This is a genomic window from Brevibacterium sp. FAM 27836 (genome assembly GCF_051351055.1).
Classification (GTDB): domain Bacteria; phylum Actinomycetota; class Actinomycetes; order Actinomycetales; family Brevibacteriaceae; genus Brevibacterium.
Map to the genome: position 1 here is coordinate 800,308 of NZ_CP195711.1, position 14,329 is coordinate 814,636.

At 65.8% G+C, this 14,329-nt stretch carries 11 protein-coding genes; 2 read left to right on the forward strand and 9 right to left on the reverse strand.

The annotated features are described in order from the left end of the window. Positions 1-11 precede the first annotated feature (11 nt). The 8 genes from folE to dacB form a co-directional block, all read right to left on the reverse strand. Entirely contained in the window at positions 12-635 is a 624-nt protein-coding gene (gene folE, locus ACSE4D_RS03805; protein ID WP_135537243.1) for a GTP cyclohydrolase I FolE, read from the reverse strand. Then, entirely contained in the window at positions 635-2,821 is a 2,187-nt protein-coding gene (ftsH, locus tag ACSE4D_RS03810; protein WP_135537244.1) for an ATP-dependent zinc metalloprotease FtsH, read from the reverse strand. Before ftsH ends, folE begins: the two co-directional genes overlap by 1 nt. A 203-nt stretch (positions 2,822-3,024) precedes the next feature. Beyond that, on the reverse strand, positions 3,025-3,576 hold the full coding sequence (hpt, locus tag ACSE4D_RS03815) for a hypoxanthine phosphoribosyltransferase (protein WP_135537245.1): 552 nt from the start codon (positions 3,574-3,576) through the stop codon (positions 3,025-3,027). Positions 3,577-3,622: 46 nt separating this feature from the next. Continuing rightward, positions 3,623-4,894 carry a CynX/NimT family MFS transporter gene (locus tag ACSE4D_RS03820; protein ID WP_425120284.1) on the reverse strand — a complete coding sequence of 424 codons (1,272 nt, stop codon included), beginning with the start codon at positions 4,892-4,894 and terminating at the stop codon, positions 3,623-3,625. Positions 4,895-4,980: 86 nt separating this feature from the next. Further along, positions 4,981-6,360, reverse strand: a complete 1,380-nt coding sequence (locus tag ACSE4D_RS03825; protein WP_436326675.1) for an endonuclease/exonuclease/phosphatase family protein — start codon at positions 6,358-6,360, stop codon at positions 4,981-4,983. A gap of 215 nt (positions 6,361-6,575) precedes the next feature. Then, a complete protein-coding gene (tilS, locus tag ACSE4D_RS03830; protein WP_135537248.1) occupies positions 6,576-7,628 on the reverse strand; it encodes a tRNA lysidine(34) synthetase TilS in 1,053 nt (350 codons plus the stop codon). Next, positions 7,621-8,649 (reverse strand): zinc-dependent metalloprotease, encoded by a 1,029-nt coding sequence (locus tag ACSE4D_RS03835; protein ID WP_240689520.1) that lies wholly within the window; start codon positions 8,647-8,649, stop codon positions 7,621-7,623. The genes tilS and ACSE4D_RS03835 overlap by 8 nt, the downstream gene beginning before the upstream one ends. Beyond that, on the reverse strand, positions 8,634-10,172 hold the full coding sequence (gene dacB, locus ACSE4D_RS03840) for a D-alanyl-D-alanine carboxypeptidase/D-alanyl-D-alanine endopeptidase (RefSeq protein WP_240689521.1): 1,539 nt from the start codon (positions 10,170-10,172) through the stop codon (positions 8,634-8,636). Before dacB ends, ACSE4D_RS03835 begins: the two co-directional genes overlap by 16 nt. A 105-nt stretch (positions 10,173-10,277) precedes the next feature. Between dacB and ACSE4D_RS03845 the strand changes: the two genes are divergently transcribed. After that, entirely contained in the window at positions 10,278-10,766 is a 489-nt protein-coding gene (locus tag ACSE4D_RS03845; RefSeq protein ID WP_135537249.1) for an inorganic diphosphatase, read from the forward strand. A gap of 164 nt (positions 10,767-10,930) precedes the next feature. Beyond that, positions 10,931-11,572: a VOC family protein gene (locus tag ACSE4D_RS03850; RefSeq protein ID WP_135537250.1), complete on the forward strand. Its 642-nt coding sequence runs from the start codon at positions 10,931-10,933 to the stop codon at positions 11,570-11,572. A 217-nt stretch (positions 11,573-11,789) separates the two neighbouring features. On the opposite strand, the gene ACSE4D_RS03855 is transcribed toward ACSE4D_RS03850, so the two are convergent. Continuing rightward, on the reverse strand, positions 11,790-14,288 hold the full coding sequence (locus tag ACSE4D_RS03855) for a PhoX family protein (protein WP_135537251.1): 2,499 nt from the start codon (positions 14,286-14,288) through the stop codon (positions 11,790-11,792). Positions 14,289-14,329 lie beyond the last annotated feature (41 nt).

Consider the following 14,329-nt stretch of genomic DNA (forward strand, 5'->3'; position numbering starts at 1 on the left):
TTTGCCGACCCTCAGCGCCCGAGGATCAGGCTCATCGCTTCGGCTCGGGAGGCGCTGTCGCGCAGCTGACCGCGCACGGCCGAGGTGATCGTCGAGGCACCGGGCTTGCGCACCCCGCGCATGGTCATGCACAGGTGTTCGGCTTCGACGACGACGATGACGCCCTGCGGGTCGAGGTGTTCGACGAGCGCGTCGGCGATCTGCGCGGTCAGCCGTTCCTGCACCTGCGGGCGACGGGCATAGATCTCGACGAGGCGGGCGAGCTTCGACAGGCCGGTGACCTTGCCGTTCCTGCTGGGAATATAGCCGATGTGGGCGACGCCGTGGAAGGGCACGAGGTGGTGTTCGCACGTGGAGTACAGGTCGATGTCACGGACGAGGACGAGTTCTTCGTGACTGATGTCGAAGGTGACGCCGAGGACTTCGGACGGGTCGCGGTGCAGGCCGGCGAAGATCTCTTCATAGGCTCGAGCCACACGTGCCGGGGTTTCGACGAGACCTTCCCGGTCGGGGTCTTCACCCACGGCGATGAGGATTTCGCGCACCGCGGCGGAGATCCGCTCCTGATCGACGTTGTTCTCACGCCCGGCGGGGGCACGGCCGAGGCCCGCGGAGACCTCTTCGATATCGGCCATCAGTCGTTGCTTCCTCTGTTCTCGTCTGTATCGTTCGTCGTCGGTCCGGTGCTGCCGGGCCCGTCGTTCGGTCCAGTGGGTCCGGTCGGCCCGCCCGTCGGCCCGGTCGGGCCGGTGGGTCCGTTCGGGTTCTGCGGTCCGGGTGGGTTGTGCGGAACCTGTGGCCCGCTCGCTCCCGAGGGACCGGCACCAGGAATGTCGGTGGTATCGACCTCGGCTCCGCCGGGTCCTTCTCCGGCGTTTCGATCGTTCTGCGGTGCCGGCGGTTCGATGGGACCGCGTGCGGACACCGGACGTTCGTCGTGGGCCAGCCACACCTCGCGGATGGGACGTTTGACGACGTCGGCGAAGATCGCATCGAGTGCCGCCTGGTCGAGGGTCTCCCGTTCCAGCAGCTGGTATGCGAGGTTGTCGAGGACATCGCGGTTGTGCGTCAGCGCCCAGTAGGCATCGGCGTGGGCGGAGTCGATGAGCCCGCGGACCTCACGGTCGATCGAGGACAGGGTCGAGTCTCCGTATTCGTCGCCGCCGCCGTAGCCGCGTCCGGCGAAGGGCTCGGACTGGTCATCGCCGATCTTGACCATGCCCAGCTTCTCGGACATGCCGTACTGGGTGACCATCTTCCGGGCGATGTTCGTCGCCTTCTCGATGTCGTTGCTGGCCCCGGTGGTCGGATCGTGGAAGACGATCTCCTCGGCGACCCGACCGCCGATCGCGTAGGCGAGCTGGTCGAGCAGTTCGTTGCGGGTTGTCGAGTACTTGTCTTCGCTCGGCAGCACCATGGTGTAGCCCAGCGCCCGTCCGCGCGGAAGGATCGTGACCTTCGTGACCGGGTCGGTCTGATTCATCGCCGCTGCCACGAGTGCGTGCCCACCCTCGTGGTAGGCGGTGACGAGGCGCTCCTTGTCGTTCATCAGGCGGGTCCGCTTCTGCGGGCCGGCGATGACTCGGTCGATCGCTTCGTCGAGGATTCGGTTGTCGATGACCTTCGCATTCTCACGGGCGGTGAGCAGGGCCGCCTCATTGAGGACGTTGGCAAGGTCCGCACCGGAGAATCCGGGGGTGCGCTTGGCGACCTGCCCGAGGTCGACCTCTTCGGCCAGCGGTTTGTCCGCCGCGTGGACCTCGAGGATGTGCTTACGGCCCTTCATGTCCGGGGCTTCGACGGGGATCTGCCGATCGAAGCGGCCCGGGCGCAGCAGCGCCGGGTCGAGGACGTCGGGACGGTTGGTGGCGGCGATGAGGATGACGTTGGTCTTGACGTCGAAGCCGTCCATCTCGACGAGCAGCTGGTTGAGTGTCTGCTCGCGCTCGTCATGGCCGCCGCCCATGCCGGCGCCGCGCTGACGACCGACGGCGTCGATCTCGTCGATGAAGATGATGCACGGGGCGTTGTTCTTCGCCTGATCGAACAGGTCGCGGACACGGGAGGCGCCGACGCCGACGTACATTTCGACGAAGTCGGAGCCGGAGATCGAGTAGAAGGGCACTCCGGCCTCGCCCGCGACGGCCTTGGCCAGCAGGGTCTTGCCGGTGCCGGGCTGGCCGTAGAGGAGCACGCCCTTGGGGATCTTCGCCCCCACAGCCTTGAACTTCTCGGGCTCGGCGAGGAATTCCTTGATCTCTTCGAGTTCCTCGAGAGCCTCGTCGACTCCCGCGACGTCCCCGAAGGTGACGTCCGGGTTCTCCTTGTTGACGAGCTTCGCCTTCGATTTGCCGAAGTTCATCATCTTCCCGCCCGACATCTGGGAGATGAGGAACCAGAAGACGACGAAGATGATGACGAACGGAATGAGCGTGCCCAGCAGCGACATCAGCCAGGACTGCTTGGGCACCTCGTCGGTGAATCCCTTATCGGGTTGGGCGGAGTCGACGGCCTTGACGACCTGCTCCCCGCGCTGGTCGACGTAGAAGAACTGGACCTTCTTGCCGAAGTCCTTGCCGTCGACCTTGAAATCGTCCTTGAGAGTGAGGTCGACGCGCTGGTCCTTGTCGACGATCTTGGCCTGTTCGACCTTGTCGTCATCCAGCAGCTGCAGACCCTGTTCGGTGTCGATCTGGCTGAAGCCGCTCTGACTGAACAGCAGTGCACCGATCGACACCACGAGCAGCGCCATGACGATCCAGACCAACGGGCCCTTCGTCGCCTTGGTGAACAGGGGGCGACGTTTGTTCGACTCGGCCATAAGTCCTCTCAGGAAAAAGATATGGGCAACCGTTTCAGGCTACCGAGGCTGCCTGGGAACATCCCCCACAGCCTAGTACTTCACACCGGTACAGCCCGAATGCGCCGCTGATCTATTCCGTCACAGGCACCGGGCCGAGGTGAGGTTCGCCGCAAGCGTAAATTCGCGGCAGCATTCCACCTCAGCTGCAGCGGTGTTCCGCCTCAGCTGTAGACGTGCTGAGCCAGGGTCGCGACGAAGGGCACATTGCGGTACTTCTCCGCATAGTCGAGTCCGTAGCCGATGACGAATTCGTTGGGCACGTCGAAACCGACGTACTTCACGTCGATGTCGACCTTGAGAGCTTCGGGCTTGCGCAGCATTGTGCAGATCTCGACGGTGGAGGCTCCGCGGGTGCGCAGGTTCTGGACCAGCCAGGACAGGGTCAGTCCGGAGTCGATGATGTCTTCGACGATGAGGACGTGACGGTCGGTGAGGTCGGTGTCGAGGTCCTTGAGGATGCGCACGACGCCGGAGGACTTGGTGCCCGATCCGTAGGAGGACACGGCCATCCAGTCCATCGTCACCGGTGAGTGCAGGGCGCGGGCGAGGTCGGCCATGACCATGACAGCACCCTTGAGGACGCCGACGAGGAGGATGTCTTTGTCTTTGTAGTCTTCATCGATGGCGGCTGCCAGTTCAACGAGTCGTGCGGCTATCTGCTCTTCCGAGACGAGTACCTTTTCGATGTCATTGCCGAGATCGTTGATGTCCACGAGTGTCGATTCTCCTCAGATGGGGTCCTGGAGATTCCATTATGGGTCACTTGGCCTCACCGGTGCCACTGTGCCGGGTGTCCGGAGCCAACTCTTCGTCGACGTTGCCGGGACCGGCCGAGAGCCAGCCGGTGATCGCCATGAGCGCGGAGATGATGACCATGAACCACAGCGGCACCTGCCAGCCCCCGCTCCAGCCGAGCAGCCCGCCGACGGCCAGGGGGCCGATGGCCGCGAGCACATAGCCCGAGGACTGCACGAATGCCGAGGTCGAAGCGGTGACGGACACGTCTCGGGTGCGGGAGGTGATGAGGGCCAGGGCGGCGGGGAACGCGAAGCCGCCGTAGCCGAGCAGGACCGCCCAGACCCATGGTGTGGTGGCCGGAATGAGCAGCAGGCCCATGTATCCGATGACGGCGCTGACACCGAATGAGACGAGGAAGGCGCGTGGGGCGATGTTCCGAACGATGATCTGCGGGGCGAGGAACCCTCCGGGCAGACCGCCGAAGGTCACGATGGTGAGCATGATTCCGGCGAGGAAGGGGTCGAGCCCGGCGTCGCGGTAGATCTGCGGCACCCACCCGAATTGGACGTAGGCGTTGGCCGATTGGAGTCCGAAGAACATCGCCATGTACCGAGCTTTCGGTGAGGAGAGCACCGATCGCCGAGGCGGCCGTCCCTCCCGTTCGTCACCGGGGTCTGCGACCTGGCCGGAGAGGATGGGCACGGACTTCAGTGTTCGCAGCACCGTCCAGGTGATGAGGGCCGACAGCGGCAGCACGAGCCAGAACCCGAGGCCGACACGCCACCCGCCGAAACTCTCGGCCAAGGGCGCGGTGAACAGCGACGGCAGCATCGAACCGAGGCCGAGGGAGACGGTGAATGTCGTGGAGCCGAGGGTGGGTCGGTGTGGGAAGCGGGACTTGACGTAGACGGGCAGGATGACGTTGCCGATCGACATACCGGCCAGAGCGAGGACGGTGAGCAGAGCGAAGGCCACCCATTCGGTGACGAGGGCGCGCAGGCCGATGCCGACGACGATGAATGCCGCGCTCATGGCCAGAGCCGAGAACAGGCCGAGGCGTTTGAGCAGGGGCACGGCGATGATGCCGCAGATCGCGAACACGAGTCCCGGCAGTGCGGTGAGCAGGCCGGTCTGCCATTCGGCGAGTGAGAAGCCGTCTTTGACCTCGGAGAGCACCGGGCCGAGTGACGAAGCCGCGGGTCTGAGAGAGGCGGCGATGAGGACGAGGCAGGCCAGGGCCAGGATGTCCAGGCCCCGCGAGCGGCGGAACCCGAGCTCGGTCGAAGACGTCATGGGCTCATCCTTTCAGACCAGGGCCACTCGCCCGCGCGGCGGGTCGGCAACACGACCTGCCGCGCGGGCGAAGGGCGGTGAGAGGATCAGATCCTGCCGGGACGCCTGGCGATCGCGACTGCGACGGCGCCCAGACCGATGAGCACCGCACCGACTCCGAGACCGACAATGCCGCCTCCGGTCCGCGGAAGGTCTCCCACCGGGCGAGAAGCCTCCGAATCATCCGAGCCCGCGGTGCCGCCGGACGAGGTGTCATCGGACGAGTTGTCGGCAGAGCTCGCGGTGTCGACGGCCTTCGCCGAAGCCTCCGATGACGCCCCCGCGTCGGACGCCTCAGAGCCACCACCGGTGCTGCTCGAGCTGTTCGCATCCGAGGCCGAGGCGGAGTCCGCTTCTGCGGCAGCATCGGCGTCGACCTCGTCACCGCGGTCGGAGCCGCCGTCCGAACCGGTGTCGGCGTCGGCACCCTCTGCCGTCGAGTCCCCGTCATCGCCGGGCGTCGGCTCTTCGTCTTCGCCCCCAAGGCTGTACGTGATGAGGTTGCCCTTGTGGTCGGTGGGCCAGTCGGCCTCGGGCGTGAAGAATTCGTCCTGCGACTCCTCCTCGACGAACTCATCGCGCACGACCGAGGTGCGCGGTCCCACGAGTTGAGCAGAGGTGGCCTGAAGGTCGTCATCGCCGGAATGGAAGACGAAGTCGATGCGATCGCGTTCGTCCGCTTTCGGAGTCCAGCTCAGCTCGGATGTGGGGAAGTCGGTGTTGCCGGCAGGCCAGGTCACTCCGGGATGGGTGATCTCATCGGGATGGACGTCTCGATAGGCGTCGACGTATCCGCCCTTCTCCAGCTCCAGCGTCGAATCCCACGGCATGACGACGCCGTTGTGGTCGTGCTCGTCCTTGGCCCGTTCGGTCCAATCGAGATGCGAGGGTTCGTTGAAGTCACCTCCGATGAGCACTGAGCGGTCCTGGCTGCGGTCATCCTCGGCGGCTGCGACCGTTCGGGCCACGGCTTCGCTGCGGCCCGATTCGCGGTTGATCTTCGTGATCAGGTCGAGATCGGTGATGGGTCCGGTTGGAATCTCGTCCCAGCCGTATTCGCTCGTCGGCAGCGGGGGCGGAGTCCCTCCCCCGTATCCGCGAGGCAGGTATTTCGCGTAGTACCGGTACTCGAGGTGACCGGAATACACCGCGAGCTCCTGATCGCCGACGTCGAGGACGGCTCGGGCGAAACCCTCAGCCACCGACGACTCGGTGATGGGGAACCGGGAGATGATTCCTGCGTCCGTGGAGGATCTGCTGGAGGTGTCGTGGCCGCGCCTGTTCAGTTCACGCCTGATCGAGTCAGCTGCGGGGCCGGCCTCGGAGAGCATGACGATGTCCGCTTCGGTCTCTTCGACGATGTCGGCGATGGTCGCGATCCCATCGGAGATCTGAGTCCCCTGATGCCAGATATTCAGCTGCAGCACTGTGATCTCGTCGGTGGGCTTCTGCGGTGGCTGCGCCTCCGCAGCCGCTGCGGGTACGGAACCAAGCGAATTCCCCAGAGCCAGAGCCAGCGCTGATCCAGCGCAGAGCAGGGAGCTTCGCCGTCGAAACACTCGGAACACAAGGAACCTTTCTGTCGGGAAGGGTGCTGACCTGGGACATCGTAGCTCTCGTGCCCATTACGGCGCAGACCGTCTCACCGTGCCTTCGCGGCAGCCTGGAACACCGCTCTGCCCGGCTCGACGAGGACCTCGTTGTCTCCCGGCAGGGAGAGTCGACCGCGGCCGCTGCCGCGGACGAGCGCGCCGAGCTCTGCCACCCGCACGGCGCCGAGGTTCTGGGCAGGAACTCCGCAGCGAAGCAGCCAGTTCCGCAGCACCCGGTGCAGGATCGCATCCGCACACTCGGTGAGGTCGGCCAGCGGCAGCTGCGCATCGACGCCGATCTCGGCGCTGATTTCCTCGGCCTGGGCGTCGAGGCAGTCGGCGTCTGCACGGCACAGGTCGGCGGTGCGGGCGAGGTTCGCCGTGATGGGTTGGCCGAGCTCGGTTTCGAGGCCGGCGAGCAGCTGTCGCGCCCGCACCCGGGTGAACGCGGTGTCGACGTTCATCGGGTCGTTCCAGACCTCGATGTCCTGCGCCCGGCAGGAGGCTTCCGTCTGCTCCCGGTCGAGGCCGAGCAGGGGACGCAGCAGCCGACCCGTCTGCGGGCTCATCCCCGCCAGCGACCGGGTGCCCGAACCGCGCATGAGTCCGAGGAGGACGGTCTCGGCCTGGTCGCTGCGGGTGTGGGCGGTGAGAATCCAGTCGGCACCTGCCGCTGTCCGTGCGGTCTCGAGCGCGGCGTAGCGGGCAGTTCGTGCCGCGGCTTCGAGTCCCTCCTCCCCCGCGGTGATCTCGACACGGACCAGGTCGGCGGGAACGCCCCAGGATTCGGCGGTGTCGACGACGTGACGGGCCACTTCGGCTGAACCGCTCTGGAGTCCGTGGTCGACGGTGAGGACGCGGGCACGCACTTCGCCTCGCCGGTGGAGGAAGGCACAGGCATGCAGCAGCGCCATCGAGTCTGCGCCCCCGGAGACAGCGACGATGATCCCGGGCGCCCGGGGCTCAGTTGCGCTCCCAACCGACGGCGGCCTCCGCGATTCGGAGGCCGCTGCGAGAGCGGATCGCACCGCGTTGCGGACGGCGCCGCTGGCCGGGTCGAGGGTGGGCCGCCTCGGCGAGGAGCGCTCAGAGTGCTCAGCCATGGATCCTCTCGAGCCAGAGCTGCGGTTCGTGGATCTCAGCGGTGCGCGGCAGATTCTCGGGTGCTGCGAAGATGCGGGAGAATCCCTTCTGTCCGACCTCGCTGCGGACGGCTCGGACGAACTTCGCCCCGTCGCGGTACTGGGCGAGTTTGAGATCCATCCCCAGCAGGTTCGTGAGCAGTCCGCCCTGCCCGGCGTCCCGGCGGGCTTCGAACTTCCGGCGCAGCTTCCGCACGCTCGGGATCACCCCGGCACCGACCTCGTCCATGACGACATCGGCATGGCCTTCGAGCAGGGACAGGATCGCCGTCGCCTCATCGAGTGCCGCGCGCATCTCTTCATCGCGGATGAGATCGACGAGGCTGGCTTCGCCCTTGACGATCCGCCCGAGCGTGGCGAAGAGCTCGACGATTCCACCGACTCCGGGCATCTTCACCCTGGTCGACACCGCCCCGGAGAGCAGGGAGCGCATGTGGTCGCGCAGCCAGGGCGCGGTGGCGAACTGCACCTGGTGGGTCGCTTCGTGCAGCGCCACCCACATCCGGAAGTCGCGCTCGTCCACGCCCATCGCCTCCTCGGCGATGAGCACCGCCGGAGCGACGAACATCAGCCGTCCGGCTTCGACGGCGAAAGGGTCGAACTGGCCGAGCACGCGCGTCGAGAGCAGAGACAGGACACCGGCGACCTCGACCGCGGCCCCCTTCGCGGTGGCCGGTGTCACGGGGGCGGGCAGGGCCGCCTCGTCGACCATCCCGTTGAGGGATTGCGCATTGGCCTTGACCCAGCCGACCTGGTCGAGCACGAGCACGGACCCGGCCGCCAGGCGCGCCCGCACGTCATCGGCGTGGGCGGGTTCGAGCAGGAACGAATCGAGCACGAGGTCCTGCGCGGTCAGCGCATTGTCCTTCATCCCGGCCACGAGCTCGTCGAGGACGCGGGCATCGGGGACCTTCGCCGCGGAGACGAGCTCACGTGCGGTGCGGGCGGCGAACTTCTCATCGACGATCATCGGCAGCCGCAATTCGCGAGTGCGGTGACGATGTCGTCCACGGTCTTTCTGGCTTCCAAGATCTTGTCCTTGTCCACGTCGTCGATTTGGATGGAGAACACGAGGTAGCGGCCTTCGGCATCGAGGACCCCACCGGCCAGGGAGGTCACGGTCGACAGTGTCCCGGTCTTCGCATGCACACTGCCGGAGGCGTTCTTCTCGTCCACAAACCGGTCGTGCAGGGTGCCGGTGAGACCGCCGACCGGAAAGTAGCTGATGAGGCCGGCCAGGGAGTCATCGGCGACGACGGAGGCTTGGAGGATCGTCGTGAGGTCGTGCGGGGCGATCCGGTTGTCATAGGACAGGCCCGAAGTGTCCACGAGGCGGGTGCGGCCGAGGTCGACCGAATCGCCGAGGGTTTTGAGCACGGCCTGCGGTCCGGCCTCGAGACTGCCGTCCTCGCCCTGGGCGATGGCAACCTCGTTGCCGAGCACCTCGGCGACCACGTTGTCACTGTGGACGAGCGCGTATTCGACGATCTCGGAGATCGTCGCCGACTCGACCCGTGCGAGCTCCTTCCCGTTCGCGCCAGCACCGTCCTCGGACTCCTGCGAACCAGCATCACTGTCGGCGCTGCTCTTCGCTTCTGCGTCGTCGTCTGCTGCGGTCGTGGTGATCCCGGCTTTCTTCAGTTCCTTCGCGAAGACCTTCAGCGCGTCGGCGGCCGGGTGCTCGCTGCGGGCTCGCCATTCCCGGTCCTTCGGTCCGATGTAGGCGGTGTCGACCATGAGCGGTTGGATCGGGGTGATCACACCCTTGGCGATGTCAGCGCGGTCCCATCCGGAGTCGAAGTCCTCACCGGTGTACCTACTCGTGTCCAGCGCGAGCGCCACCTCGGTGATGTCGTCGTCTTTGAGGGCCTGCGCAGTGTCCTCGGCCAAGGTCCGCAGCCCACCGTGCCCGTTGACCGAACCGGGATCGGAGTCCCCGGCTCCCAGGAGCACGTCCCCTCCTCCGGTCAGGGTCAGGGTGTTGGCATCGGCGTCGAAGTCCGCCGTCGTCGCCAACCGCGCCTGACCGCCGATGGATTTCAGCGCCGCTGCCGCGGTGAGCACCTTCGTCACCGAGGCGGGAGTGCGCGGTTTCGTTTCGTTCTTCGCATAGAGGACCTCGTCGGAGAGTCCGTCCCGGACTTCGAGGCCGAAGCCCTTGACCTTCGAATCCTTGAGGATGGGCGCGATCTTCTTCTCAACCTTCGTCGGCACGGAGGCGGAGTCTGCCACCGCCGAGGCGGGGGCGGGCACTTCCTTTGCCTGCGCTTGGGGATTCGGCACAGCTTGGACGGAGATCGGCGGCTCCGTGGTCAGCACGCCGGGCAGCCCGGGGACGAGGTCGAAGGCGTCGACGGCCGCGTAGGCACCGAGTGCCAGGACGAGGACCCCGGCAGTGATCGCCCCGCCTCTTCCCCTGCGGCGTCGACGCTTCACGGCATCGGAGCGCGGGGAATCGGAGTCCGTCGAGTCCGCAGTCTTCGGCTCATCGGGGATGTCGTTCAAACGCGCTTCTCATTCCTCGACGGCCGAGAAGGCCGCCGTCGGTGGACGGTGACGGGGACTTGTACCATCTATTCTAGTGATGCACCCCTAACGTGAAGGAGCACTATGGAACTGTTGGCCACAATCGAGATCCCGCGCGGATCCCGCATCAAGTACGAAGTCGACCATGAGACCGGTCGTGTCAAGCTCGACCGCTATCTCTACACCTCGATGCAGTACCCCGCCGATTACGGCTTCATCGAGGACACGCTCGGCAACGACGGTGACCCCCTCGACGTTCTCGTGCTGCTGCCCGAACCGCTGTTCCCCGGTGTGCTCATCGACGTCCGCCCCATCGGCATGTTCCAGATGGAGGACGAGGCCGGAGGCGACGACAAGGTCCTCGCCGTGCCCGCCGGTGACCCCCGCTGGGAGTCCTACACGGACATCTCGGATGTGGACAAGTTCATGCTCGACTCGATCGAGCACTTCTTCAACCGCTACAAGGACCTCGAGCCCGGAAAGTACGTCAAGGGTTCGAGCTGGGCCGGCCGGGAAGCCGCCGAGGCCGAGGTCAACGCCTCCATCGAGCGCTTCAAGGCGGAGGGCCACTGAGCCGCTCCCCCCTCAAACGCACCTGACCGCCCGGATGATGTCATCCGGGCGGTCGTGTCATGTGGGCGGGTGACCTGCTGACCGGCACCGACGAGTGACGATGCTCACGATTTCTTAGGTCACCCTAAGGGGCAGTGTGAGCCAGGTTATGCCATCGTCGAGTCATGAAACTCGATCATGTGTCATACGCCAGTGAACCTGATGGCTACCGTGCGACGGCCGAGCGGATCTCGGAGAAGCTCGGTGTGGTTCCCTACGACGGCGGTGTGCATCCTCGATTCGGCACCAGAAATCTCATCTTCCCCCTCGCGAACGGCCACTATCTCGAAGTCGTAGAAGCCTTGGAGCACCCGGCCGCTCTCTCAACCCCTTTCGGTCAGGCAGTGCGAGCTCGCTCCGAGCTCGGCGGCGGCTGGATGGGCTGGTGCGTCTCGGTCGAAGATCTCGCCGCGGTCGAAACCCGCCTCGAGCGCAAAGCCGTCGACGGCAACCGCACACCGGAGTCCGGTTTGGAACTCAAGTGGCTGCAGATCGGCATCAAGGGGCTCATCGCCGACCCCCAGCTGCCGTTCTTCATCAAGTGGTCTGCCGATTCCTCACAGCATCCGTCGACCTATAAGACGAATCCCGCTGTCGCCATCGACACGCTGCAGATCGCGGGCGACCGTGATCGACTGCGTGATTGGCTGGGTACTCAGGACGCGAAGCCGATCCCGGAGATCCACATCGACTGGTCCGCACCCCACGGGACGCCGGGCATTATGTCGGTGAGCTTCGAGACGAAGAACGGGTCCGTCACCATCTGAGATGGCCGACCTCGAGGCGTCGGTGCCGGCCGCGACGCCGGCCCCACGCCGCGGCGCCGGCCGACTATGGCCGAAGACCGGTGATGCGACGGAGTTCAGGACGGTCTGTGCTGAATCCGGTACTGGATTCCATCACAGGCCGTCCTGAACTCGACGTCAGCGGTTTCTCCCGCGCTGCCCTTCTGCATCTTTCAGCCAAGTGGCGGCCGAACTGGGGTCACTCGGCGTGGGTCTCCTCGACCGACTCCCCGGTGCCGTCCGCGGGTGATGCATTCTTCCGACGCATATGAGCGGCCGTGGCCATGGCTCCGCCGACGGCGAGCAGCCCGGCACCCCCGCCGAGCAGAGGCAGCGTGCTGTCCGAACCGGTCCACGGCAGCTCGCCGCCGGATCCCGAACCGCCGCCTGAGCTGCTCGATCCGGAGCCTGCGCTGCCGGCGGAGGAGCCTGCGTCACTGCCTCCGCTCGAGGCCGCTCCCGCGGCTGCGGCGTCCTTCGCTCCGTCCTGGGATCCAGCCGTCGACCCCGAGCTGTCAGCGCCGCTTCCGGTCGTGTCACCTTTCGCATCGGCGTTCTCATCCGATCCGGTGCCGTCGGCGCTGCCGTTCTCACCGGCATCGGCACCACCGGCATCTGAACCATCGGCCTCGGCGTCCTGGTCCTTCGGCGGATCCGTCGGGTCCGGCGCCGAGCCGCCGTCTCCCTTGATCACCTGGACAACGGTCGGTCGCGGCAGCGCAGCCACCCCCTTTTCGACATCGGTCTCATCCACATAGTCGGGGAAGCGCGAATGCTGGTCTGACCAGGACCCGTCTTCGCCCGGGTGTTGGACGGCGACGAACGCCGAATCGTAATCGTCGTGCACGAGCGGCCCGCAGACCTCTGCCTCGCGTGGAACGGAGAGGAACTGTTCGACCCGTCCGCGCTGGCTGCCGTCGATCGTGACCTTGAACAGACCATCGCAGTACCCGATGCCGTCGGGAGCGCCGTCGGTGGAGATCCACAGGTTCCCGGCCGTGTCGAAGGCGACGTTGTCCGGACATGAGATCGGTGAGACCTGATCTTCGGGGAATCCGGAGAAGTAGGTGGCGTCTCCCTGTTTCGGGTCACCGCAGACGATGAGCAGCGTCCAGTCGAACTGGGTGCCCGTATGGTCGCCTGAGCGTTCCGTGATTTCGACGATGTGACCGTCGCGGTTCTCGGTCCGCGGGTTCGCTTCGTCGGCGGCCGCCTTTCCGTCGGTGCCGCGATCGGAGTTGTTCGTGCAGGCGACGTAGATGCGACCGTTGACCGGGTTTGGTTCGACGTCTTCGCACCGGTCCATCTTCGTCGGACCGACCTTATCGGCGGCGAGGCGTGTATGGACGAGGACCTCTTCGACGGAGAATCCCGAGACCTGGGACTGGCCGTCCTTGAGCAACGGCAGCCACTGTCCGCTGCCATCGAATTCGCCGTCGGCGGGCACTTCGCCGCTCCCGTCGATCTCGGACTTCGGCGAGTTGCCGGTGAACTTCGCGACGTAGAGGTCGCCTGCGGTCAGCAGGGTCTTGTTGTGTTCGCGGTCGCCTTCGACATAGGTGCCCTTCGACACGAACTTGTACAGGTAGTCGAACTTCTCGTCGTCTCCCATATAGGCCACGGCGTGCCCCGAGTCGGAGATCGTGATGTTCGCGCCTTCATGTTTGAACCGGCCCATGTTCGTGTGTTTGTGCGGAGTGGAGGTCGGGTCCCACGGGTCGACCTCGACGATCCAGCCGAACCGGTTCGCTTCGTTGGCGTAGCCGGCGTTGTTCGTGTCGAATCGGTCGAGATCGGCTTCCCAGCCATTCGCCGATTCGTCGCTGCTCAGGCCGTAGCGTTTGTCCTCCGCCGAGGTGCCCGGTGTTCTGAAGTACGAGTTGAAGTTCTCCTCACCGGAGACCACGGTGCCCCACGGGGTGAGCCCACCAGAGCAGTTGCCGACGGTGCCCTGGACCTTGTCGCCGTTCGGGTAGTCCTTCGTCCGCAGCAGATCGGTTCCGGCGGCGGGACCGGTGAACTCGTATTCGGTGTCGATGAGGAACCGGCGGTTCTTCTTGCCATTGACGTCGACCGTCCACGTCGACTTCTCGTCCTTGCGGGTGAGTTCGGCCACGGTCAGTCCGTGTGCTTCGCGGCTGATCGCTCGTTGGTCGTCCCCATCCATGTCGTCGGGGTACATGATGGCGTCGTTCGTGTACTCCTGGTTGGAGAACAGCAGTGCCCGGTTCGAATCGCTGTCGTCGACCTGGATGGACAGATAGTCGTTGTTGTAGCCGAATTGGCGACGCTGGGCCTCCGGGGTCTGGTTCTCGGGATCGAACTTGGGGGCGTCGGGGAACAGTGGGTCGCCCCAGCGCACGATCGGGTGCCAGGTGTAACCGTCGGGGACGATGAATTCGTCGACTTCATGCTGGACGGGGTCGATGGCAGTGAAGGCGAGGCTGCCGGCGGTCGCGGCCGCGGCGCTGCGCGCGGTCGGGCTGGGCGCAGTGGTCACAGCGATCGCCAGGGCACCGGCGGCGGAGGCGCCGAGGACCGCGCGACGGCTGAGCTTCGCATTGACGATATCGCGGAAGTAACCGTTCGCCGATGTGTTGCAGGTGGCCTTGAGACACGCGTTGTCGCACTTGAGAGCGCAGGTGACGGGGCTGCGCTTGCCGCGCACGTGGTTGGCCATCGGCAGCAGGGTTCTCATCGGTTCTCTCCTCGTATCGGATTGTCTCTCCCCTTCCGCGG